Annotated in this window: 22 protein-coding genes and 1 pseudogene; 12 read left to right on the plus strand and 11 right to left on the minus strand. The window is 58.4% G+C overall.

Translation table 11 applies throughout. From position 1 onward, the window contains the following. Positions 1-151: 151 nt before the first annotated feature. Positions 152-1,150: an AraC family transcriptional regulator gene (locus EHF44_RS14005; protein ID WP_043355323.1), complete on the minus strand. Its 999-nt coding sequence runs from the start codon at positions 1,148-1,150 to the stop codon at positions 152-154. Positions 1,151-1,166: 16 nt separating this feature from the next. Between EHF44_RS14005 and EHF44_RS14010 the strand changes: the two genes are divergently transcribed. From EHF44_RS14010 to EHF44_RS14020, 3 genes are all read left to right on the plus strand, one after another. Further along, positions 1,167-2,231, plus strand: a complete 1,065-nt coding sequence (locus EHF44_RS14010) for a sterol desaturase family protein (RefSeq protein ID WP_306418434.1) — start codon at positions 1,167-1,169, stop codon at positions 2,229-2,231. A gap of 10 nt (positions 2,232-2,241) precedes the next feature. Beyond that, entirely contained in the window at positions 2,242-2,649 is a 408-nt protein-coding gene (locus EHF44_RS14015; RefSeq protein WP_043355321.1) for a DUF4345 domain-containing protein, read from the plus strand. A 563-nt stretch (positions 2,650-3,212) separates the two neighbouring features. After that, the gene (locus EHF44_RS14020) at positions 3,213-3,446 is read left to right on the plus strand and encodes a helix-turn-helix domain-containing protein (RefSeq protein ID WP_231108948.1); all 234 of its coding nucleotides are present in this window, start codon (positions 3,213-3,215) and stop codon (positions 3,444-3,446) included. An 88-nt stretch (positions 3,447-3,534) separates the two neighbouring features. Here EHF44_RS14020 and EHF44_RS14025 read toward each other — a convergent pair whose 3' ends face one another. Next, positions 3,535-4,761 (minus strand): tyrosine-type recombinase/integrase, encoded by a 1,227-nt coding sequence (locus tag EHF44_RS14025; protein ID WP_043355303.1) that lies wholly within the window; start codon positions 4,759-4,761, stop codon positions 3,535-3,537. 526 nt (positions 4,762-5,287) lie between these two features. Between EHF44_RS14025 and EHF44_RS14030 the strand changes: the two genes are divergently transcribed. Next, complete coding sequence (locus EHF44_RS14030) at positions 5,288-6,319, plus strand: DNA-binding protein (RefSeq protein WP_043358190.1); 1,032 nt, start codon at positions 5,288-5,290, stop codon at positions 6,317-6,319. 120 nt (positions 6,320-6,439) lie between these two features. Next, entirely contained in the window at positions 6,440-6,580 is a 141-nt protein-coding gene (locus tag EHF44_RS29020) for an H-NS family nucleoid-associated regulatory protein (protein WP_370459387.1), read from the plus strand. Positions 6,581-6,605: 25 nt separating this feature from the next. On the opposite strand, the gene EHF44_RS14040 is transcribed toward EHF44_RS29020, so the two are convergent. Next, on the minus strand, positions 6,606-6,869 hold the full coding sequence (locus EHF44_RS14040; RefSeq protein WP_043355301.1) for a helix-turn-helix domain-containing protein: 264 nt from the start codon (positions 6,867-6,869) through the stop codon (positions 6,606-6,608). Between the two features lie 330 nt (positions 6,870-7,199). Here EHF44_RS14040 and EHF44_RS14045 point away from each other — a divergent pair, with 330 nt between their 5' ends. From EHF44_RS14045 to EHF44_RS14060, 4 genes are read left to right on the plus strand one after another with little or no spacing between them, the layout of a single operon-like run. Further along, entirely contained in the window at positions 7,200-7,730 is a 531-nt protein-coding gene (locus tag EHF44_RS14045) for an HAD domain-containing protein (protein WP_043355300.1), read from the plus strand. A gap of 5 nt (positions 7,731-7,735) precedes the next feature. Beyond that, positions 7,736-8,059, plus strand: coding sequence for a hypothetical protein (locus tag EHF44_RS14050; RefSeq protein WP_066735635.1), 324 nt, complete (start codon positions 7,736-7,738; stop codon positions 8,057-8,059). Between the two features lie 29 nt (positions 8,060-8,088). After that, positions 8,089-8,724 carry a hypothetical protein gene (locus tag EHF44_RS14055; protein WP_043355296.1) on the plus strand — a complete coding sequence of 212 codons (636 nt, stop codon included), beginning with the start codon at positions 8,089-8,091 and terminating at the stop codon, positions 8,722-8,724. A 47-nt stretch (positions 8,725-8,771) separates the two neighbouring features. After that, a complete protein-coding gene (locus EHF44_RS14060) occupies positions 8,772-9,503 on the plus strand; it encodes a hypothetical protein (RefSeq protein ID WP_066735637.1) in 732 nt (243 codons plus the stop codon). Positions 9,504-9,761: 258 nt separating this feature from the next. On the opposite strand, the gene EHF44_RS14065 is transcribed toward EHF44_RS14060, so the two are convergent. The 3 genes from EHF44_RS14065 to EHF44_RS14075 form a co-directional block, all read right to left on the minus strand. Further along, the gene (locus EHF44_RS14065) at positions 9,762-10,400 is read right to left on the minus strand and encodes an NAD(P)-dependent oxidoreductase (protein WP_043355292.1); all 639 of its coding nucleotides are present in this window, start codon (positions 10,398-10,400) and stop codon (positions 9,762-9,764) included. Between the two features lie 98 nt (positions 10,401-10,498). Then, positions 10,499-11,230 carry an SDR family NAD(P)-dependent oxidoreductase gene (locus tag EHF44_RS14070; RefSeq protein WP_043355291.1) on the minus strand — a complete coding sequence of 244 codons (732 nt, stop codon included), beginning with the start codon at positions 11,228-11,230 and terminating at the stop codon, positions 10,499-10,501. A 12-nt stretch (positions 11,231-11,242) separates the two neighbouring features. Beyond that, positions 11,243-11,647 (minus strand): DoxX family protein, encoded by a 405-nt coding sequence (locus tag EHF44_RS14075; RefSeq protein ID WP_043355290.1) that lies wholly within the window; start codon positions 11,645-11,647, stop codon positions 11,243-11,245. A 93-nt stretch (positions 11,648-11,740) separates the two neighbouring features. Here EHF44_RS14075 and EHF44_RS14080 point away from each other — a divergent pair, with 93 nt between their 5' ends. Then, positions 11,741-12,121, plus strand: coding sequence for a winged helix-turn-helix transcriptional regulator (locus tag EHF44_RS14080; RefSeq protein ID WP_043355288.1), 381 nt, complete (start codon positions 11,741-11,743; stop codon positions 12,119-12,121). Between the two features lie 261 nt (positions 12,122-12,382). Here EHF44_RS14080 and EHF44_RS14085 read toward each other — a convergent pair whose 3' ends face one another. Beyond that, positions 12,383-13,222, minus strand: a complete 840-nt coding sequence (locus tag EHF44_RS14085) for a D-alanyl-D-alanine carboxypeptidase family protein (RefSeq protein WP_052495066.1) — start codon at positions 13,220-13,222, stop codon at positions 12,383-12,385. A gap of 63 nt (positions 13,223-13,285) precedes the next feature. After that, a pseudogene (locus EHF44_RS14090) lies at positions 13,286-13,912 on the minus strand (aspartate/glutamate racemase family protein); the annotation flags it as partial. Positions 13,913-14,322: 410 nt separating this feature from the next. On the opposite strand from EHF44_RS14090, the gene EHF44_RS14095 reads away from it, so the two are divergent. Continuing rightward, positions 14,323-14,565 (plus strand): LysR family transcriptional regulator, encoded by a 243-nt coding sequence (locus tag EHF44_RS14095; protein ID WP_124684264.1) that lies wholly within the window; start codon positions 14,323-14,325, stop codon positions 14,563-14,565. A gap of 247 nt (positions 14,566-14,812) precedes the next feature. Here the strand turns inward: EHF44_RS14095 and EHF44_RS14100 are convergent, their stop codons facing one another. Next, complete coding sequence (locus EHF44_RS14100) at positions 14,813-15,232, minus strand: hypothetical protein (protein ID WP_082055149.1); 420 nt, start codon at positions 15,230-15,232, stop codon at positions 14,813-14,815. Beyond that, positions 15,216-16,862, minus strand: a complete 1,647-nt coding sequence (locus EHF44_RS14105; RefSeq protein ID WP_124684265.1) for a hypothetical protein — start codon at positions 16,860-16,862, stop codon at positions 15,216-15,218. The genes EHF44_RS14100 and EHF44_RS14105 overlap by 17 nt, the downstream gene beginning before the upstream one ends. A gap of 311 nt (positions 16,863-17,173) precedes the next feature. Here EHF44_RS14105 and EHF44_RS14115 point away from each other — a divergent pair. Continuing rightward, positions 17,174-18,372 (plus strand): IS3 family transposase gene (locus EHF44_RS14115; protein WP_124685108.1). Its coding sequence is split into 2 segments (ribosomal slippage): positions 17,174-17,489 and positions 17,489-18,372, totalling 1,200 coding nucleotides; the frame shifts between segments, so codons are not numbered across the junction. Between the two features lie 229 nt (positions 18,373-18,601). Here EHF44_RS14115 and EHF44_RS14120 read toward each other — a convergent pair. Beyond that, positions 18,602-20,290, minus strand: a complete 1,689-nt coding sequence (locus tag EHF44_RS14120) for a site-specific integrase (RefSeq protein ID WP_124684266.1) — start codon at positions 20,288-20,290, stop codon at positions 18,602-18,604. Positions 20,291-20,293: the final 3 nt, after the last annotated feature.

Consider the following 20,293-nt stretch of genomic DNA (forward strand, 5'->3'; position numbering starts at 1 on the left):
CGACGGGCCAGGGCGGGTCGCTTACTCCGCCGTAGCGGCGATGGAAGGCCATGCAACCCGGTGCGAGAGCTTGGGACTTGGGCCGAGGAGGCCAGCCTAAAACCTTCAGCGCTGCAATCACATGGGCGACTGCGCTGTTGCCCGTAGCGGATCACGCATCCATTTCGCGGCGCCAGGCTTGCGGGCTCTGCGATGTCCATCTCCGGAATGCGCGAGTAAATGCACTGTGCTCCGAGTACCCAAGTATCCAGGCCACCTCAGCGAGCGAAAGCCGTGGATCTTTTAGGTAATTCTCTGCAATCCGGCGTCTCGTGTCGTCACGTAGCTCGCGAAATTTCAGACCCAGTTTGTCGAGTCGCCGCTGCAACGTGCGGGGGGTCATGTGCATGGAGGAAGCCACTGTTTCAAGGCTCACTTCGCCTTGACGCGCGAGCCCGGCTACCGCTTGCCTGATGGCATGTTCCATGTCATCCATCTTCGGCATGGCACCCAGCAGAGCCTGTACCTGAAGCTCCATGATTCGCAGTAGCGCTTCATCAGGTTGACGCAGAGGCGCCTGCAAAAGGTCGACGGGGAAGCGCAGACTCGTCTCCGGTTGGTCGAACTTCACCGGGCAGCCGAAGTATGCAAGATAAGGGGTGGTGTCTTGAGGTGTTGCGTTAACAAAGCACACCTCCTCCAGCCTCACATCACCATCTGTCATGGCTCGCGTGAAACGGGTCATCGCAGCCAAGGCCGTTTCGTCAACGAGCGGCCCCGTTGGTTCCGTCGAACGGGGCCACGTCATCACGACGGACTTACCTTCGGTTCTTAGCTCCGCCGGCGTAACGTTTGCAACCACACGGTCGTACTGTTGCCAGCGTTGCAAGACAGCCCCGACGTCAGGGCAAGCCCCAAGTGCGTATCCAAGCACGCCGAGATGCGCAGGCGCAATGCGCTGGCCAACGTGCAATCCGAGGAGCGGATCATTGCAAACCTCGGCGGCACGCTCAAGCAAACGCCGCCAGTGATCGAGCGCGTAGAGTCGCACTTCCTGGCAATTAGGGCTGGATTCCCCCAGCACATGCACGGCATCCAGCCCTTGGTCCTGCAAGTAGTCGAAAAGCAGGTTCACGTAGGTGCTGGCGTAGTAAGCGGTGGGCGCGGACATGGGATGACAATGAACAATGTCGCGAAGTGTCAAGAAAGTGTCGAGGACTGTCAATGCGGAGGGTCACCAGTTTGATCAAACTGTCGGCAAGCCAAGCGAACAGGAGTCTAAATTGCCGTCCGATATGATGAACTGGCTGCATTCCATATTTGGGAAGTCCGTGGATTGGAAGCAGGCGTTCATGCTCAGCATGGTTCCTCTCTTCATCATTGCATTCAGTCTCGAGACCCTGATCAATCGAAGGCGTAGAGCCGAATCGACACTGAACTGGAAAGAGGTGTGGGCGAACATCGCATTGGGCACCACTTACCAGATCATGGAGCCCCTGGGAGTGGCTCTTGTGACAGGATCCATCTATGCGTGGGTATATTCAAAACGTTTGTTTGATATCCCGGTGGACGGTTGGACCATTCTCCCAATCATTCTGTCGGTCGAGTTCTGCTACTACTGGTTTCATCGCGCCAGCCATCGAATCCGCTGGTTTTGGGCGGCGCACGTCGTTCATCATACCGGCGAGAACATGAACTTCACTACGGCGGCACGACAATCGATGCTCAATGTGGTCGCTGGGAGTTTCATCTTTTTCCTTCCTCCCGTGCTCCTCGGTGTGCCGCCGGCCGCAGTCGCACTCATCCTGGCCGTGAATCTGTCCTATCAGTATTTCATTCATACCGAACTGATCCGCCGCCTTCCTGGCTGGATTGAGTACATCTTCAATACACCGTCCCATCACCGTGCCCATCATGGCCGAAACGACCAATATATCGACAAGAACTACGGTGGCATGTTGATCATTTTCGATCGCATGTTTGGCACTTTCGAAGAAGAACGGGAGACGGTGCAATACGGCATCACCCAACAGATTAAGTCCTACAATATCCTGGTGCTGAATCTCCACGAGTTTGTCGACATGTGGCGTGACGTGATGTCACCGGGGCCCGTGTGGCAGCGACTGCAACACCTGTGGCGGCCGCCGGAATGGGTGCGCCGTGGTCATGAACCCATCCACACATGGACGGTGGACAGGAACGAGCCGACCGGCAGTGAGTCGACACCCACTCCGTCAACGTCCGCTACCTGAGAGCCAACTCATGCATCGCCTCTCTCAAATATACCTGGCCGTTTCGGCACTGGCTTTCCTGCTAATTGGCTTGCATACGTTTCACGACCCCGCTACGGCAATGGCGGGCCTCGATATGCAACCCCATTCGGTGAATGCCTTCAATGAGATCCGTGCCAACTACGGTGGCATGCATCTCGGTATCAGTCTGTTGCTGGCCCTGGGTCTACTCTCGAAGGCGTGGCGAAAGCCCTCGATGTGGATCAACGTCGTGTTCACCAGCGGCCTGGTGCTCGGGCGGCTGGTCAGCATTTCCGCTGACGGGTGGCCAAATGATCTCGTTCGAATGTTGCTTGGAATCGAAGCAGCAGCGGCATTCACCGGCCTAGCGCTGTTGTGCTTCCTCAACAAACATGATGCGCGCTCTTCCATGAGATGAGCGCTCACTTTGAGCGCCCGCGACGCGTGGACATGAGGTCATCGTTCACCCAGTCCTATCAAGTTAAACTCGCACCGATCAACCTCCACCTGTCCTGATACCGGTCTTGCGGACAACGCGCGAGATATCCGCGTTGACGGGCTTCACCGCTTTCTAAGCATCCTTTCATCGCGACGGGTCCGACGCAGCGAAGAGAACGCTAGCTCTCCCGAGAGCAGTCAAGGTGTTGGGGCCTGGCCCCAGTAGAGACTACGGAGGTTGCGTCCAGGACCGTAGTGTTCGGTCTCTTCTGGGGTCTTTCGATGCCGTGTCTGCAATTGCCACCCTCTGCGAAGTGCTTATTAGCAGGCGCAGATCTTTGCCGGCATCCGGCCGCCATTGTGAGAGTATAATTTCACGATAGTGAAACAACACAGAAAACCGCTCTCCACGCTGGTGTTCCTTTTGCAAGAACGACCTCCATGCCACGACCACTACCTGATCCGAAGCCACCGTCGCGTGCGACGATTCGCACCATTCACCAACTGGGCGACCGCATTCGAGCAACGCGGGCAGGGAAAAGGATGCCCATTGACCAGGCGGCAAGACATTGCGGGGTCTCGGTCGGCATGCTGTCCAAGCTCGAGAACGGCAAGGGCGTCAATCTCGAGCACGCCCTGCGTGCGTTGGACGGACTGGGTTTGGCGATGCTGGTCGTTCCCAGGGCGCATGCGCCTTGGCTTGAACAGGCAGCGGCCCATACGGCCAAGATCGGCGAGGACGCGGCCAGGCGACAGCACGCCTGGCTGGAAGAGTAGTAGAGGCCTGCGATCAGGCTGGGCATCAATCTCTGATGCGATCCCAGATCGGTGCGGAAATGCACTTCGCTTGGTGTGCTGACGCGCCTTATGCTTTCCTGATCCATCCGATGCGGTGCCGCTCCTGCGTGGCCTCGTGCCGCGCATCCTCTTCGCTGTGCAGATAGCCGCTCGTCGTCGACAGCGAGCTGTGCCCAAAGTTGTCGCGCACATAACGCAGGTCGACCTGCTGGTCGGTCATATGCGAGCCGGCGGTGTGGCGCAGCCAGTGGGCCGAGGCGCTGGCCAGCACCGCGGCCTGCGCCCCCCACTCGGGCCCGCGCGCCCGCAGGCGCTCCGCGGCCATGCCAAACACCTCTTTCAGGATCAGGTGCAGCGCGCCGCGTGACAGGGGTTTCTCGCCACCCTCTCTGCCAATCACCGGCAGCACCAGTGGCCGCGTCTCCCCGAACTGCGGGGTAGGCGGCAGGTCGTGGGCGCGACGGTAGCGCGCGAGTTCGGCAATCAGTTCGTCGGTCGCCGGCACCAGCCGGGTCTTGTTGCCTTTGCCGGTCACCTCGAGCCACCAGCGCTCGATGCCCTGGCCATCGCGCCGGCAGAAGAACGCGCCCATGGGGGTCGCCGTCAGCTCGGAGGCGCGCAGGCCGCCCAGATAGAGCACGGTCAGCACCCACCGGCAGCGCGCGGCGTGCCGGCGTTCCCGCGCGGTCTCGGTCGGCATGGCCGCGACGGTGTCTTTGACCGTTTCCCACAGGTCGTGGCTCAGATAGCGGGTGATGCGCGCTCGGGTGGGGGCGCGCCGGCGGCGGGCGAGGGCAAGCGGGTTGCCGGCCAGGTAGCCCGCCTCGGTCAGCCAGGCGAACAGCGCGTTCAGGATCACCATCGCGTGGCGCACGCTGGACGGCGACAGCGGCCCGGCAAACGGGCGCCAGTCGGGGTGGCCGCGTGCAAGCTTCTTGCTGCCGGCCAGCACCCAGCGCGCGGCGGGTTGCGGATCGGCGAGGAAGCGCTCGTAGGCGAGCAGGTCTTCGTGCGTCAGCGAGGACAAGGGCTTGCCCACCTGGAGCACGGTCCACAGGATCAGCCGCTCCACCTCGCGGCGATAAGTGGTGAGCGTCGCGGTGCTGTCGGCATAGCGCGCGAGCCAGGCGGTGACGGCGGCCAGGTCGTCGGCCGCGGCGATCCGCGTGGCGCTGGCGGGCGCGCGGTTGCTGCCGGCCGCGCCGGACAGCGCCGGGGTCAGGCGCAGGCGCTCCAGCGGGGTGGGAAGCGGGGCGGCCAGGCCATCCAAAGGTTTAATCGGGAGCAGTTCCATGGTGTATCGGCCTAAGCGTCGGTTTGCACAAATTTGTTCCCGCTGGTCGCACGCCAGCAAGCCGATTGCAGGGCGATGGTAACAATATTGCGTCGAGAAACGCTGCAAGAAATTGTTCCCCCAGCCGACACTTGAAGCAATTTTGTACCTTCCCCCAACGCATCGGTCCGTCGTCAGCCTTCACCCCGCCGACGGCGCGGGGCGATCCGATGGACGGGATTCAGCTGCGCAAAGCGATGACGTTCGCCGTCAGGCGTGCCACGCAAGCTAGCCGAGTCACGCCGCGCCTGCCGCCGGTGCGTGCGCTCCAGCGCGCCAGCCAGGCGTGCCCATGGGGGTCGGGAACAAAATTCTGCAAAAAGAGGGCACAAATTTATGCATACCGACAGGGGCAGCGTGGGGAGGCGATTCGAGCCAATATTATAGACATAAGCGTACTTATGTCTAAACTTTTACACGAATCTTGTTATCCACTACGTATTACGTAGTAATATTTAACTCTGAATGTCCAAAAAGGTGCTCGACCATGACGCCAGACGCTGTAGATCCCCTTCGCCTCGAAGCCGAGGTCGAGCAGTTGCGGCACCTTCACGCCGACACGCGCACGCTCTACCGCGAGGTGTGCGGGCTGCTGTTCTTTCGCTACGGCATCACGCCCACCACCAACAAGCTCTATCAACTGGTGCGCAAGGGCAGCATGGGCACGCCGGCCCAGGCGCTGCAGCAGTTCTGGCAAGACCTGCGCGCCCGTTCGCGGGTCACGATTGACCATCCCGATCTCCCCGACAGCCTGAAGCAGGTGGCTGCCGACGCCGTCCAGACCATCTGGCGCGCCGCCGGCGAAGCCGTCTTGGCCGAACTCGCCGCGACGCGCCAAGACATAGAGGCGCAGGAGCAAGTCGTCGCGGCCGAGCGGGATGCCGCGCAGATGGCTTTCGCCGACGCTCAAGCCGCGCTCACCGCGCTCGAGCGCGAGCGCGAGGCGTTGCGGGCTGAATGCCGCCAGTTGCAGGAGCAGGTGGCGCAGGCGCGCGGCGCCGAAGCAGCCGCATCGACGCACCGGGAGGCCTTGCAGAGCGAACTGCTGGCGGCGCGCGAGCAGGCGGGCGCCGCGCGCAGTGATTTCCTGGCGGAGCTGGAGCGCATGCGCGAGCAACTCGAAGCGATGGAGGCGCGCGGGGACGCTGCCGTGCGGCGTGCCCAACTGGAATTGGACCAGGAACGCACGGCGCGGCGCCAGAGTGACCGGGGACTCGATGCGGCGCGGGTGGAGGTGGATCGCTTGCGCGACATGCAGCGGCAGGAAGCGGTGGCCGCGGCCGAAGCGCTGGGTAGTTGGCAAGCCCAGGCGCAGGCGGCGCAGGTACGTTGCGCGGCGCTGCAGGACGCGCAGGAGAGCGGACAGCAACAACTGGGTGCCGCCCAGGAGGCCTTGGCAGAAATGACCCGGCGGGCCGAGCGTGCCGAGACTGAACGGGACCTGTCGCGCGAGTTGCTGGGCAATTGGCGCGACGGCGCCAAGGTGCGATCCGGGGCACGGCGCAAGGCCGCCGCCTAACCGCTTCGAGCCACCGCCCATGCACGCGCCCCATGAGATTGCCCGCGCCGACGCCATTCGCTGGGTGCGTATCAAGATGGCGCAATCGGGCCTGACACTGGCCGATTTATTGGCGGCCGGCTGTTTCGCGCCCACAGCGGCACGGCCACGCTACCGCAAAATGCCGAGGGGCAAACCTGGGATGGGCGAGGGGAGCGTCCCGACTGGTTTCAGCGGGCCATCAACGCCGGACAGCAGCCGGAATTCTTTCAGATCGACTGAGGAATCTGCGCCAAACGCCCCTGGCTCAATGACGCGGGGCGCGCTTGCGCGGGGGCGTCACGTCTGGCACGCGAAACAGTTCCGCGACCGGGACTTCCAGGGCGAGCGCCAGCCGTTCAATGACGTCGATCGACAAATTGCGGGCCGCCCTTTCGACGTGTGCCAGAAACGAACGGTCCATGTCCGCTTGCCAGGCCAGATCTTCCTGCGTCCATGCATAGGCCGCGCGCAGTCGCCGAATATTCAGGGCGAGCAATTCACGAGCGGAGGGCTGATGGACACGGGACATGCGTCCATATTGCGGACCGTTCCCTTATCTGTCAGTGGTCGTTGAGTCACAATATTTTCCTGCTATATAAGCTCGCCGTTTCCATGAAAGACAAGGCTTTCCGAACATATTCTTGCGTCAAGGTCTTCTCATTCTGTAGTCGTTGAGACACAATGCCGCCTTTGCAGCGGCCCTTAACCAAGGGCTTCGCGCGGCGTCACACTGCTGCGCACACCGATCGCCGCCCCGCGCGCATAGCACCGAGAGGGCCTGCCGCCGAACGGCGGATCTGGGGCGGCAGGCACGAGCGGCTACGCATTGCCCTGCGTCAGCGCAACGACACGATGCACGATGATTTTGTTTCTGGACTACGACGGTGTTCTGCACCCCGATGCGGCCTATCTGGTCAATGGCCGGCCTCAATTGCGTGCGGCAGGCTCGCTGTTCATGTGGGCGCCGATTCTCGTGGAAGCTCTCGCCCCCTATCCCCAGGTCCAGATTGTTCTCTCCACGTCGTGGGTGCGCGTGCTCAAGAGCTTCAGCCGAACCCAAGCCTATCTGCCCGCTGCGTTGCAGGCGCGCGTGATCGGCGCTACTTGGCATTCGGCCATGGCGCGACACCATGAGGGTGCGCACCGCATCGACGCGAGCTGGTTCAGCGAACTCACGCGGTATGCCCAGATCGCGCGATACGTTGCGCGATCTGGGCTGCGGGCCGAACATTGGCTGGCCATCGACGACGACAGCGAGGGCTGGCCCGTCGCGCTGCGCGACCACTTGGTCGAGACGGATGGGGCGCTGGGGCTTGCGAGCGCGTCGACACGGTGCGACCTGACCCAGCGACTGCAGGGGATGGCCGCAAGCACGCTCAGCGGGAAGTGAACACCATGCTACGCGTGACCGTGGAACTCATTCCAGACGGACAGGAAGACTGCCGCCGAACACTTGGGCAGCTTGAGATCGAGAACATCGCGGGCGATTCGCTGGTGACCGGTGCCTACCGAATCGTCATGGACGAGTTCGATGCGCGGGGCCCGGGGCCGCGCACAACGTTCCGGACCATCGCATCGCTAGACAATGTGGAACGGGACCTCGTTCGCCCAATGCAATTGGTCGGCATGGCGCTTAGCGTCGTGGCACCGGTTAAGCGCACGATGCATCGTTCGGAGGACGTGCCGCAGGGCACCGTGCTATCGCGCGAGTCGATCTAAGACGGTTTCGAGTTGCTGGGAGGGGTACCATGGCTGAAAAATTTGTATTCCGAGACCTGGCGTTTCGCGCGGGTGCACACCTATGGTCCAACCCCAAACTGCGCGGCACCCCGGCGGAAATCCCTATCATCCTCGCGCGTCCGACCCTGTTTGATGTGGTCCAACTCGCCCAACGCTACCCGCTGGAAACGTTGTACCGGGCGAATCGCCGGCTCCGGGCGACCCGGGAGATTTCCGAGCGCCAGTTTCTTCGCACGCAGGAGATTCTGCGCAACATCCAACGCGCAAAGAATGATGGTGCGCTCAGTTGCGAAGATTGCGTGACGGCGGTGACCGTAGGTTACGAAGATCCTCCGAGGGAGGAACGAACGTCGACACCAGCGCAACGACACTGCGCATTGGCGAATTGGTTGCCGGGCGGACTGCAAACCATCAAATCTGAACCCGAAGAATACATCCGCCTTGACGACGTGCCGTCGGAGTTCACGGTGCCTCTCCGTCGATGGCTACGGTGGCAACTCGATTGCGCGCCGGGCCAGTCGTCGGGGTGGCTGATCGATACGCCTGACGGCCAGGGTCTCTCACACGGCGGATGGTGCGCTTTCCTGTCCTGGCTAACCGACGCCTTGCTTTGTCGATTAGATCAAATCGAAGTTGGTATGTGACGAGCATCGCTCCGCCGCCGCTTCGACAACTTTCATGTAGCCGTCCGATGCAAAACTCTCTCGTTGTTCTTTCCCTTCCGGGCGCGTGGGTCTCCCGTGCCGAATTTCTATCCGCGCTAAGTTCTCAAGCGCCAAAGTATCGTCTTGTTGACGGCATGCTCACGGATTTGCACACGGGGGAGAGCGTCCTCATCGAGTTTCGGAAAGGACGTCGTAGGAATACCGTGCTGGATTTTTGGTGTTTTGGTCTGCACTGGCACGACACCAGCGAGATGCGTGCAGTGAGGCAGCACGCGTCGTGCGTCATTATCAAGGGCGCGGGGGGCAGTTTGCATCGGATGATGCATCTGATGGCTGCGGCAAGCGCTGTGGTTCAAGCTGGGGCGCTGGGTGTGCTCGTCGAGCACGTCGGCATTGCCCATACGCCGCAAAAATGGCTGGACTTCGCGAGCGAGGGCGTCGATGGGATTCTTCGGGCGTTTGTCGTGACGGTCGATGGGGCCGGCAGCGGTGCCTATAGTTGCGGTATGCATAATTTTGGGATGAAGGAAGTCAGTGCCCCGGCCGAAATCCCAAACTGTGCGAATGTTGTCGGAATCATTACCCGGCATTTGTTGGTGAAGGGCGCGAGCATTGCCCGCGGACAAACTATCGCCATCGGCGGGAAGGCAGACCGGTATCAATTTTGGGATGTGCGATCTGCGGTGGCTCCCGATGGGGCCGTATTCGACCACCAAATTGGCACGTGGAAGCTGCTGCGTGCCGAGGCCATCCATTAGAGTTCGAGGCAGCGCTGTGGACTGACGAGAACGGCCGTAGGAGGCGCCCTTCACCGACGTCAAATGCCGCCGTCCCGTACGACACTCTTGGTCGCTCATCATTCATGCGCCGAGAGTCCAGTTCGTGACTGAAAGGCGGTGCAACTCCCAACAGTCCCGGAAATCGATGTGTTTTACCGCTTTGTAAGCAGGACGGAAAATCAGCGTTCATGAACACTGGGCCGGGCAGTTAAGCGCTTAGCGGTCTCCTCCCCGAAGTCATTGTCGGGTGCTGATTCCGGGAGCCCGGCGAACGAAATCGTGGTTCGCAATTTGATCAAACATGAATTTGGCCAAGTCTTCACGGGCGACCGTCAGCGAATGCTTGGCGTGACCATACAAGCCGACGTTGAGTTGCTCCGCGGCGTGGCGATTCTTCAATACAGCCGCTCGAACCATTGTCCAATCAAGCGACGAGATACGGATCGCTCTTGCAAGTCCGATCATATCTTCGTAAGCACTTGGCATCGCGAACTTGATGATTGCGGCAGGCAGCCAGATCTTGAGGTCGAAATCATCGCCAGGATCAGCGGCTGTCCCGGTCGAGACCGCGATGAACCGCTTCACCTGCTCGCGTTCCATCGCTGAGATGATTGCCCGGGTCGCCGTAGTGATTGGCATACCTTTCGGGTGTGGCTGCCTGGCAGGGCCCAGCGCCGAAAGCACCGCATCTGATCCACGGATTGCGTCTCGCAACAAGTCAATATCGGTAAACTCGCCTCGGACAATCTGCACATTGGCGTTCTCAAACTTACTGCTGGAACGTGCAAAGACGGTGAGTTCGAAGCCGCGCTGCAGGCCCTCGTTTACAAGGGATGGCCCGGTTTTCCCGGTCGCTCCGAAAAGGGTAACTTTCATCTCTCTCTCAATTGCCGCTTCACAGCCTCAGGTGCTAGTGGCCCGATCAAATTTGATAGCATTGCATACGTGTTCGAACCACGGACAGTTGCTCCGAGCTATCGAGCGCTGTCGATGATCGAGCCGCCGTCGGGGGTAAGGCTGTATCCGGTCAAAAACTGGGCATCCTTACTCGCCAAGAACAGGACGACAGGCGCAATATCGTCTTCCGGCGAACCATAGCGGCCGAGCGGGTTGGTCGGCGGAGGGACGTTGGTTTCCGGACCCCATGTCTCGGCCACCGGCAGTACATTATTCACCGTGATCTTGTCGGGGCCCCACTCACGGGCAGCGGTGCGGGTGAGAGCGCGCACTGCCTCTTTGGCCATGTTGTACGGACCATATCCCACCAAGCCCAGGACACCAGCCATTGAGCCGAAGTTGATGACACGTCCTTCACCGCTCGCCTTGAGGTAGGGGTACGCCGCCTGCATCGTCCGCAGATACGCAATCGGTCCCATCTCGAAATTGCGCTGCAACTGTTCCGTCGACAGATCGGTAATGGAAGAGAACGGCGCGGATGAGTCGAAGGCATTGTTGACGAGGATGTCGATCCCGCCATAGGTAGCGACGACTTTATCCACCGCTGCCTTAATCTCGCCGGCATTGGCGATGTCGCAAAGCGCGCCGATTGCCGTTCCGCCATCAGCGCGAATGTCGGCAACGACCGCATCCACATTGGCCAGGGTGCGCGAAAGAACGGCCACTTTGGCGCCTTCTGCGGCAAACAGTTTTGCGATGCCGCGGCTGGCACCAGTGATGATCGCGACTTTTCCGTTGAGTCGAGCCATGGTTGATCTCCGTTAGTTGAGGGATGTTTGGCGCTCCGCAAATGGAGCGTAGGGGGACGGGGTCTCGCGAGCGATGTTCTGTGTTGCGAACGACGAAACGAGCAGCACAACGCCGACTACCGCAGGCAGCGCACCTCTCAGTTCACGGACGCCAAGGTGAGCCAAACCAGACAGCAGCAGGTGATAAAACATGCCGGCGTAGGCCAGGTCGCTTAGCGGCGCGCTGACGCGCGCCAAAATGGCGGCCACGCCCAGGAGCTTTACCGCAGTGAGAAACGGTACGAGATAGCCGGGATAGCCAAGGTCTGTAAGTGCCTGGACAACCCAAGCCCGTTTGGCTAAATACATCGTCGCGGAAGCGAGATAGAGCAAGGAGAGCAGCGCCGTGCTGATCCAGTACACGTAACTTTGAGTCATGAGGTTTCCTAAAGCTGGGGGATTGCATCGACACGCAACAGAATGTCGTCTAAGCTAAAAGTCAGCAAGTAGGATGAAAAACTGGTGGTTAGTATGGAAAAGAAGACTAATGGCGGCGATGAGATCAACATGCACGAGGAAATGCGCCGGGCATTTGCGCTACTGTCGGGAAAGTGGAAGCTGGAAATCATGTGGCTGCTCAACCAGCGGATCTATCGCTTTGGGGAACTGCGCAAGGCCATACCGGGGATCACTCAGCACATGTTGACGGCACAGCTTCGTGAATTGGAGGCGGATGGCCTAATATCGCGCACGGTGTTTGCTGAGGTGCCGCCGCGCGTCGAGTACGAGATCACGGCAAAGGCGCGCGGCTTGGGGGCCACGATGGAGGCGCTGACAGCGTGGTGGAATGAGTATGGGAGAAGTGTGCCGGCGAAGCCGACGTCGCGCGGGCGCAGGGCAAAGGGGAGTTAGCGCATCCGGCATGAGACTGCGTTTGCCCCGGCACCGGTTCGCATCACGCTCGCCAAGCGCAGGGGTGAGCATCGTCAACCCGCTAGTGAGGGAGAGTCTTAACGTGCCAGGAATTACACAAACTCCCGTCAACGGCGACCTGGAGTTCTCGTGCTTCGCATTGCGCGCCCCCATACGCCGGCACAACATGCAGTCAGAGGGCTATACCGCTGCTTGCCGTTGACCATCCCCAGCGACGAGCGGCTCAGAGCCGCAGCGGGCTCAATGAAAGCCGTAATCGATCAGTTGCCTGCCCGCGACGAAGCGCCCATCGTTGGAGGGTGCGCCGAGAACCACAGCGAAAACACGTCGCATCGCTTTGCCCTTGGCCACCGAGCGCTTTGCCGTGACCGCCAGGCAATAGCCTGCCTTGGCAGTATGGCCCGTCTTCAGGCCATCGATAGTTGGATCGTCCAGCAGCCGATTCTTGTTGTGTCTGGTGAAGCTGCCATAGCTGAAATCCCGCTGAGCGGAGAAGGCCAGGTAGACCGGAAAATCCTCCGTCAAGCGCACCGACAGGTGGGCAATGTCTCGGGCAGTCGAGTAGTGGTTTGGCGTGGTAATGCCGGAAGGGGTGGCGAAGTGACTGGCACTCAGCCCTAGACGATTGGCGTAATCGTTCATTTTCCCTAGAAATGCGTCCTCCGACCCGGCGACCGTACGGGCCAGGACCATTGCCGCATCGTTTGCTGAGACAACAATGAGACCCGTCAGTAGGTCCTGAATGCTGATGATCTGGCCGGCCTGGAGGCGCATGGTTGCCTCGTCGCCGCCCACATGAGCAAGGTCGCTGGCCTCCACACGCACCAACTGTTCCCACTTGATCGTGCTCGCCTTCAGGGCGTCAAGCACGACGTAGGCTGTCATCATTTTAGTTAGCGACGCGGGCTGTAGACGCTCGTCAGCATTCTTCTCGAGCATGACGCGATGCGAGCCGCTGTCGAGCAAAATGTAAGAGCGTGCTGCAATCTGTGGAGCCTGCGCGGCCGTTGCGGGGAGGGGGAGGGCGCCGAAAGCAAATGCCGAGGCGGCAAGAAAACGAGTGAAGCGCAAAAAAGGCATCAATGAACTGTCGTGCGTGGGCCGAGGCGTGAGGCCGCCTCGAGGAGAGCATTGTGTAGGTGACTACGCCTGGGCGGAGGACGCTAGCTGGACGCACCGTTTTGCAAGGACATCAGTTGGGTCCACTAGTGCGACGCTCGCGCTTCCGACCGGGAAGCTGTCGGTCTGCGAGAAAACGAGCGGGAGTTCGGTGCAGCCGAGGATCTGGACTTGCGCACCCTTATTTTGGAGGTGCTCGATGGCTGCCCGAAGCGACGCTGCACAGTGCCCCTGCGTGTAGCCAGCCTTCACGCCTGTCGGGCCATAGATTGCCTCCATCACCATCGCCTGGAAGTCGGGCGACGGTGTGATCAGTTCTAGCTGCCCTGCGGCAGCATCGTGATATACCCGACTCTCCACCGTGCCCGACGTCGCAAGAAGTCCAACTTTCGTTCCCTTTCCATACTTGCCGACGATGTGTCCGATGGTTTCCGTCAGCATGTTGACGATCGGAATCGAGAGATGCGGCTGAATCCGCTCAACATACGCATGGGCGGTATTGCAGGGGATCGCAATGGCGTTTGCCCCCTCAGATTCCAGACGTTTGCAGGTTGCGTAGAGTGCAACTGTCGGGTCCGCTTCGTGGCGCAGCAGATTTGCCGTGCGATCCGGGATTTGCGGATTCTGCTCCACGACCATCTTAATGTGATCCTGGTCCTTGGACGCGAGATTGGGTCGCCAGTGATCGGGAAGTTCTCCAGTGCCCTCAGCGTATGAATGCCGTAGTACGCGTCTGCCGGCACCTCGCGGTAGCCAAGCAAGTCATGCTCGCGCCGCGTTCCCTTGAAATCTTGTTGAATAGCCATCGCATTCCTCATCAGTGCGCCTTGTTTGCCAACCGGATTCTAGGAGCGCAATGGAATCCACTTTATGAGGATGTAAATTGAAACTATTCCATACCAGAATAGTTTTGCTTGGAGCGCCACATAGCGCACTTTATGCTGTACTTTGATGATCAGGATTCGCTTATTTCTTGCGTTTTCGGTCCATACATGGGGTTTACGTGGGCGTTCGGCTGCCCACTTGGGTACGTGTGACCCTCAGCGGCAAAGAGGTGCCAAATGCAACTGAAGTGGATCGAAGATCTTTTGGCGATCGAACAGACGCACAGCTTCTCCCGGGCCTCAGAGCTCCGATTTGTTACGCAATCAGCACTTTCTCGACGCGTAAAGTCGCTGGAAGATTGGGTTGGCGTCGAATTGGTAGACCGAGGCACCTACCCGGTCGAATTGACGCCTGCTGGCCGCAGGTTCTGCGAGCAAAGCAAAGAATCCGTCGGTGCCAACGCAGCACCCCAGAGTTAGGTCGGCATGGACATCGCGTAACCCATTGAATTCGTAGCACTTTATTGGCCCGCAAGCATGTCCATACCTATGGCTCACCAAAGGCGTCCTTTGTCGTGTCCATGTCCATGATTGGGCTAGGTGCTGATGATTTCGAGGCGATGCGAATCGCGCTCGTCACGCGATTCGGGATGCGACGCTGGGTTTGAATCAATCTCCGCTGCGCTTGCAATGGCTACACCCACACTACTTACAGCGATGCACCGCATTACCTTCTCAAGGGCGTCGGCGGAGGCTGCAACTCGTCAACTTGGACTCGCAACAGCGCATTCTCTTGCAAGAGTTCGAGCACCGCGCGATGTGCATTCTCCAGCTTTGATTGCGCACTATCTCGCTCCATCGTGAGCCGCTTGACTTTGCTTTCAAGGGTTTCTCGCTCGCGCCGTCGACGTTGGCGTTCCGCCTTTACCTCCCGAAGTTGGTCATGAATCTCCACCCACGTCTGAATTTCGCGAACCAAAACCGGATAGCGACTCTTTTTCAGAGCCGAAGGGTCAGCACCAGCCTCCCTAGCCACATTGTTCTGACTAACGACGGTGCCGCGCGGAAGCAGCCGAGGATGACCGTCTCTCAGACGTTCAAAGGCTTGACGGAATCGTTCTTCTGCGGTTTCACTCGTCGATGACATTTAGAAAGTTCCTCAGGCCGTTCGCTTCGATTTCGAGCTTCCGTACTCTTGGACTGCCCGGCTTAGCTTGTTCAATTTCACGTTCGAGGGCGGCAAGCTGACGCTTCACAGATTCCCGCTTCTCACTATCAAACAATGCCTCCCTGCAAGGCTTCCTTCCATCGCCTCCTGCACACGGTGACACAGATTCAATCCCTCCGTACTCACAGTCGCCTCTCTTTGCGCACCCTCCAAGTCGAGTTGCACGAAACGTCACTTCTCCCTTGCGAGCAGCCTTTACAAGAGCGCGGAATTCGTTGACTTTGACGAGCTCTACAATCTCTTGCTTTCGCTGCATGCCTAAAGGTGAGACATATCGGTCGCTGGTTAGAGCTTGAATCTGCTTTGCAACCACCTCATAACGGGCAGCAATAGTCAGCTGTTCATATTCGCCATTGAGGCGCATGCGGCTGTAGTTAGCGCCGTAGTATTGAGTTTGAAGCACAGTGAGATGTTTCAGAATCACCTGGATGGAAGTGTTGCTAAGTAGTCCACTCGCGAACATATTGACTGCTCCGGTCCTGCGGAGACAGTGCCAAGCTAATGGCCATTTTTCACCAATGGTGAATTTCCCCATTTTTTCCAAGTTTGGAGTAAACATTTTTGCTATTCTCATATCCTCTTCTGTAATCCTCAGCTCTTCGTCGTCAAACAAGGCTGGACATCCTTTGATAACACTTTGATAGGATTGAGGAACCGGTCGCACAGCGTACGGTTTGTTGCGCCTTGAGGTTGACCAAGGCTCAAAAGAACCGTGGAATAGGTATGGGTTAGCTTTGTCGTCGTCACTACATGAGGCAGCTGGGTTTGCTTCAGCGCATCGCACACGCATTCTGGCGACCGTCGAAATCGCCTCTATCGCCACCTCGACGTGGGGACTTGTCGGCCACCACGCGTCGCTATCGGGGTCGGTCTTGGTGGTCTCACCTCGAACAATCAAATATCGCCCCAAGACCGAGTTCTCCTCCCACAGCAAGCAATCCGACCTCAATCCGGCCGCCTCTTCAAGCCGTTGAAACGTAAAGTTCAAAACGTACGCAAGACCCACGTTTTGAACCAACGTAAAATATGTCGACAGAGACCTTACGTCAATGTCCTCGTTATCCCCCGAACCTACCCATCGCTTAAGGAGCGGAGCGATGCCATAGTTCTCTGCGGTTGTTTCGAAGCGACCATAGCTTTCTCGCTTAGTCCACTTTCCTGCTCCTTTTTTCTGCTTCGTAAAAGGAAGGTATGTATCTGATGGACTGACCATTGAGACTGCATTCTCAAGCGAACCGAAGTTGTGTTCGTAGGCCTTTACGCAAAATTCAAAGCAGGCCTCTATTTTTCGCTTATGTGCGATAAAATCATCGAGAAATAGTCTTAGTCGCTGAACTTGGTAAACCCATATTCGAGGTGGTATGTAGGCGGTTTGGACGTGCTCGTCATCTGCGGACTCACTGATATGTCGCGAAAAGTAACGAAGCGCTATCTCATCGAATATAACAAATCCAATCTCTTCTCGCGCTCTAAAAAGTCGGTCGAGAAGGACAAGGACACGCTTCTTGTGATGTTTGCTCGGGAATAATCCGATGACCTTCGGAAACAATCGAGGGAATTTGCTTAGCTGGTCCGCCGTAATGCCTTCATGCTCGCAAAGAACGACAATGCGACGCACAGAACTGAACGCGACATCAATTGAGCTCCAACTTTGGCTACCGCGGCTTCCCCACATTATCCAGGTAGTCGCCAGCCTCAGCAATTGTTCATTTTTTGAGCCCAATGGTGGTACTTTAGGATGGTGCCCTCCAGTAAATTTGAGTACGTGGAGCGGCCCCTTGAATCTCAGGACACCCGGCACCTCTTACAATAAGAGGGAGTCTTGTGACTAGTTTCAAGCCTAGGCAAATCGTGGAAAGCATCGAAGTTTTGACCGAACCTGAGCGGCGGCGGCGCCGTTCAGTCCAAGAAAAGCTCGCCATCATTCAGGAAACGATGGAGCCAGGAGCCACCGTTTCAGCGGTCGCGCGGCGGCACGGGCTCAATCCCAATCAGTTGTTTGGTTGGCGCAAGCAGTACCAGGACGGAAGCCTGGCTGCCGTGAGCGCTGGCGAAGCTGTAGTCCCAGCCTCCCAGTTGGCGGCAGCCTTCAAAGAGATCAGGGAGCTGCAGCGACTGCTGGGCAAGAAGACGCAGGAAGCAGAAATCCTGAAAGAAGCCGTGGAGTACGGTCGCTCAAAAAACTGGATTGCGCGCTCGCCCTTACTGCCCGGGGACGACCAATGAAGACGGTCTGCGATGTCCTCGGCGTGGCGCGCTCTGCGGTGGCAGCGAAACAGGCCCGTTCGTCGGAATGGCGGGATGGCCGCCGCGCCCGCCAATACGACGACACGGCGCTGGTGACTGAAATCCATGAACTGGTTGCGGGCCTGCCGACATACGGCTACCGAAGGGTCTGGGCTTTGCTACGGCGCAGTCATGAGCTGAGCGGGGCATCGCCCGTGAACGCCAAGCGTGTTTATCGTGTGATGCACGACCACCAGTTGCTGCTTCGCCGGCCTGGGCGACGACTCGATACACGTCGCCATGATGGTCGTGTCGCTGTCGATCGTAGCAATACCCGCTGGTGTTCAGACGGCTTTGAATTCCGTTGCGATGATGGTTCGCCGCTACGCGTCACCTTTGCGCTCGATTGCCATGACCGGGAAGCTATCAGTTGGGCGGCAACCACCGGCGGCCACAGTGGGGACATTGTTCGGGATGTCATGCTGGCGGCCGTCGAGCAGCGCTTTGGCGCTGTGCAAACTCTGCAAACCATCGAATGGCTCTCGGATAACGGCTCGGCGTACATCGACCATCGTACGCGCAGCTTCGCGCGGGAGTTGGGCCTGGAGCCACTGACCACGCCGGTGCGTTCCCCGCAGAGCAACGGTATGGCCGAATCCTTCGTCAAGACCATGAAGCGCGATTACATCGCGTTCATGAACAAGCCTGACGTACCAACTGCCCTCTCTGAGCTAACGGTCGCGTTCGAGCAATACAATGACTGGCATCCGCATAAAGCGTTGAAATATCGTTCGCCTCGGGAGTTCCGGCGAGCGGCAACATCATCAACTTAACGGTGTCCGGGTGTCCTGAGTTACAGGGTCAACTCCAGTACGAAGCTTCTTCCTACTTGTACAGAGTAGTCCCAACTCGGCTCGCGCCATCGTGATACAGGTATCCCATTCAAGTCTACGCTGACTACCCAATCGTCCGGTGGTGGCCAGTGCGGTGGACGATAGCAAGCCCAGTCGGGCGAGATAGGGTCGCCAGATATTTTCAAAGCAAGTTGGGTGACGAGCATATTCATTCCATCCCCTCCAATTCAAGCAGCACCTGCCGCCAGTCCGGGTGATAATCACCCTCATTGATACGCTCTTGTGCTTCGTGCACCCAACTCCGCCTCGCATCGTTTGACCGTTCAAACCACCTCAACTTCTCCAGAATTCTGTCTCGAGCTAACTTAGACGGGGGTTCAGGCTCATCCGCGTGGGGCAATCTCGCCTTGCTAAGCTCAATTAGCTTTAGTTGTCCGAACGATGCTAGCGACCAAACGTACTCAAACGAATCCACATCCCGATGGTTTACGCACCATAGGCATCCAGACGCCTTATCGCAGTCCGGTCGCGGCGCCCCTCTTGGAATGCTCTCAATCTCTTTAGGTTTGCCCGTACAACCACCTGGAGCCACTGCCTGCGTACGGGCCGAATGTGGGTCGTTTTTCGACCAAAACTTTGCCGACTCAACGATGGCCGTCTGAACGCTTGGCCGTTTGTAGACGCTAAGCAAGGTCCCCTTCAAATGCTGCGCCATTTCTGCGGTTAGCTCCGGATTGGCAGTCTCACGAAGCAGCCAGTTGATTCGAGTGTTCCGCAATATGAGTGGCGAGACAAAGGCAATTCCCTGCTCCCTGCAGATTTTCCGTAGACGGTGTCCGCTGGAACTCACCCCTAGCCGGCTTCCCTTCATCCCAATAAAAGGGAAAAGAAGCTTTGAACGAGGAAAAATTTTTCTTCGCCACTCGAGATAGCGCTCAAAATGAGGTCTGTACTCCGCGAATATTTCAAATAAGACGTCACCCCCGCGCCGAGCTTTATATTCCTTCACCTGATAACCGTTAAGGTAGCTACTGTATGAGAACCGACGTAGCTTGAGGTCAACGGCTGGAGTCAAATTCATCCCCGTCTGGCCGATGAACATGTGTAGTTCAGCTTCTATCCTCAAGTTTGCAAGAGGGTATCGCTCCCCTAGCCTTGTCTCCTGCGCAATCTCGCGGAGACCTGTGTAGTGACCCATTCTTTTTATCGACTTCCCGCTCCTCAGCGCAATTTTGACAGGTAGGGGAGCCTTTAGAACGGTCTGAAGAGGCAGACCATCGCAAATATCCTGTAGCAAGTGCCCAAAAGCAAAAGTGTCGCTCAGATTCTGCTTTTCAGCGCGGATGCCAACTGCGGATTTTCGATGACCTTTCCGCTCCAGTCGCGTTAGGTCCATTGCGGAGGTATGCCGGTCGAAAATCTTATCCAGCAAATTTCCCACTGCTGAGGCATATCCATATGCCGTACCCATCGAGATGCGATAGCTATCGGAGTTGCGTATGCCCGGTGGAGGCCGTCTTCCATTGCGTGTCCTGTACAGCAACAAATCAGCCCAAGCGCAGAAGGTTCCGGTAACCGCCTCCATGGTCAAAGGATGACGCTTGCTCTCGGCAAATCTGAAAAAATATCTCAAGTTCAGAATCTGCTTGTCAGCGTATTCTCTCGAGCCTCCTCCCTCCAGTTCTAAGTTGATTTGCTCGTGTAATGCACGTACTAGCTCCAAGCGTTCAAGTTTCGGCTTTCCAAGCGCTCCACTGGCTATCATCTCCTCGACACAGTCAGTCCGCGCCTGCGCCCCACCTTCATAGAGGAGGATATGCAGGTTCCATGGTGTTTCCTGGTCTCCAAAATGGACACTGGGAAAGCTAAAATCAAATAGCACTTCATCGATTCGCATAGA

The organism is Cupriavidus pauculus (assembly GCF_003854935.1).
Lineage (GTDB): Bacteria > Pseudomonadota > Gammaproteobacteria > Burkholderiales > Burkholderiaceae > Cupriavidus > Cupriavidus pauculus_C.

What these genes read in the sequence shown, in the direction of transcription:
- EHF44_RS14005 (WP_043355323.1), bottom strand. Translation starts at nt 1,150, where the DNA reads ATGTCCGCGCCCACCGCTTACTACGCCAGCACCTACGTGAACCTGCTT.
- EHF44_RS14010 (WP_306418434.1), top strand. Translation starts at nt 1,167, where the DNA reads ATGTCGCGAAGTGTCAAGAAAGTGTCGAGGACTGTCAATGCGGAGGGT.
- EHF44_RS14015 (WP_043355321.1), top strand. Translation starts at nt 2,242, where the DNA reads ATGCATCGCCTCTCTCAAATATACCTGGCCGTTTCGGCACTGGCTTTC.
- EHF44_RS14020 (WP_231108948.1), top strand. Translation starts at nt 3,213, where the DNA reads ATGCCCATTGACCAGGCGGCAAGACATTGCGGGGTCTCGGTCGGCATG.
- EHF44_RS14025 (WP_043355303.1), bottom strand. Translation starts at nt 4,761, where the DNA reads ATGGAACTGCTCCCGATTAAACCTTTGGATGGCCTGGCCGCCCCGCTT.
- EHF44_RS14030 (WP_043358190.1), top strand. Translation starts at nt 5,288, where the DNA reads ATGACGCCAGACGCTGTAGATCCCCTTCGCCTCGAAGCCGAGGTCGAG.
- EHF44_RS14040 (WP_043355301.1), bottom strand. Translation starts at nt 6,869, where the DNA reads ATGTCCCGTGTCCATCAGCCCTCCGCTCGTGAATTGCTCGCCCTGAAT.
- EHF44_RS14045 (WP_043355300.1), top strand. Translation starts at nt 7,200, where the DNA reads ATGATTTTGTTTCTGGACTACGACGGTGTTCTGCACCCCGATGCGGCC.
- EHF44_RS14050 (WP_066735635.1), top strand. Translation starts at nt 7,736, where the DNA reads ATGCTACGCGTGACCGTGGAACTCATTCCAGACGGACAGGAAGACTGC.
- EHF44_RS14055 (WP_043355296.1), top strand. Translation starts at nt 8,089, where the DNA reads ATGGCTGAAAAATTTGTATTCCGAGACCTGGCGTTTCGCGCGGGTGCA.
- EHF44_RS14060 (WP_066735637.1), top strand. Translation starts at nt 8,772, where the DNA reads ATGCAAAACTCTCTCGTTGTTCTTTCCCTTCCGGGCGCGTGGGTCTCC.
- EHF44_RS14065 (WP_043355292.1), bottom strand. Translation starts at nt 10,400, where the DNA reads ATGAAAGTTACCCTTTTCGGAGCGACCGGGAAAACCGGGCCATCCCTT.
- EHF44_RS14070 (WP_043355291.1), bottom strand. Translation starts at nt 11,230, where the DNA reads ATGGCTCGACTCAACGGAAAAGTCGCGATCATCACTGGTGCCAGCCGC.
- EHF44_RS14075 (WP_043355290.1), bottom strand. Translation starts at nt 11,647, where the DNA reads ATGACTCAAAGTTACGTGTACTGGATCAGCACGGCGCTGCTCTCCTTG.
- EHF44_RS14080 (WP_043355288.1), top strand. Translation starts at nt 11,741, where the DNA reads ATGGAAAAGAAGACTAATGGCGGCGATGAGATCAACATGCACGAGGAA.
- EHF44_RS14085 (WP_052495066.1), bottom strand. Translation starts at nt 13,222, where the DNA reads ATGCCTTTTTTGCGCTTCACTCGTTTTCTTGCCGCCTCGGCATTTGCT.
- EHF44_RS14095 (WP_124684264.1), top strand. Translation starts at nt 14,323, where the DNA reads ATGCAACTGAAGTGGATCGAAGATCTTTTGGCGATCGAACAGACGCAC.
- EHF44_RS14100 (WP_082055149.1), bottom strand. Translation starts at nt 15,232, where the DNA reads ATGTCATCGACGAGTGAAACCGCAGAAGAACGATTCCGTCAAGCCTTT.
- EHF44_RS14120 (WP_124684266.1), bottom strand. Translation starts at nt 20,290, where the DNA reads ATGCGAATCGATGAAGTGCTATTTGATTTTAGCTTTCCCAGTGTCCAT.